Annotated in this window: 1 protein-coding gene; it reads right to left on the reverse strand. The window is 29.6% G+C overall.

Annotated features, from left to right (window positions below; genetic code table 11):
• Nucleotides 1–190 precede the first annotated feature (190 nt).
• A partial coding sequence (locus ABT053_RS43405; protein WP_350978049.1) for a hypothetical protein occupies nucleotides 191–1,064 on the reverse strand: 874 nt, incomplete at its 5' end.

Here is a 1,064-nt window from a genome sequence, read left to right on the forward strand (position 1 = left end):
GAAAAATTCATTTTTCAATTTCTTTAGTGCTTTTTCGTTGGTTTGCTCAACGACAGGAGCATTATTTTTTACAAAGTAAAAAATAGAGTTTTTTCAAATCTCAAATAAAAAAGTCCGCTCTTAAATTTTAAAGCCCAAAAATTTCAGATCCGACTTGTTTTATTGTTTACTCATCAGAATTTTCAACGGACTAAATTTCAAAATCATCATCACGTGCTTTATGTTTTGGACTTTGATTTTTTTGATAGGCTTCTAATCGCTGTTCTGATTTTTGATAGTATTGAATGTTTTTATCGACTTTATATAAAGTATCTCTTAAATCATCACGTTCAAGTTTTAGATTTTTTATTGTATCTCTGATAGTGGTATCTACATAATCTAAACTTTTGTTTTGTTCGACATACTCTATAATCTTTGTATTTAATTTATCTAATTGCTTTTCTGTTTCTTGATAGGTGGCTTTTAAGTCCTTTCCTATGGTTTCAAAACTTCTATCAAAACCAAGTCCTTGACTAATCAAGAAATCGAACTCATGAAAGACTTGTTTGAGTTTGATATTGGCATTGTCAGAATAAAGAGGGACATTTCCACTTTGTCGTTGTAGATTTTTAGCAACAGTTGTTCCATACATGATTTTATTGTTTGCCGGACTTTTCTTATCAAGATAAGAAAATCGGTCTTTATTTTTGATAAAGACTTGATAATCGCCATTTTCTAATTTATCGACACAGCGTGCAGGTATCTTTATTGTCGCTTCTTTATCTAAAGCAGTATCAATCGTTACGTATAAAAAATTTTCAGTTTCTTTCTCAATTTGCCAATCTTCTACCAAAATTGAAATTTCTTTTTCTTGTCCTTTTTCTTGAATGCTTTCTTTGTCTTTCCAAAGTTTCACGACTTCCTCAACGGAATAACCAATGGTATTTTTTTCTATCCGTCCTTTGAGATTTTCTTTTAAAAATTTATCATTTTTTAAACTTCTATCTCTAATTTTTTTGGTTTGCTCGCTTCCCTCTAAAAGATAAGTGGTATATTTTTTAGTATCGTCCACTTTTAAATTTAAG

It is taken from the genome of Streptosporangium sp. NPDC002524 (genome assembly GCF_040295985.1).
Taxonomy (GTDB): Bacteria; Actinomycetota; Actinomycetes; order Streptosporangiales; family Streptosporangiaceae; genus Streptosporangium.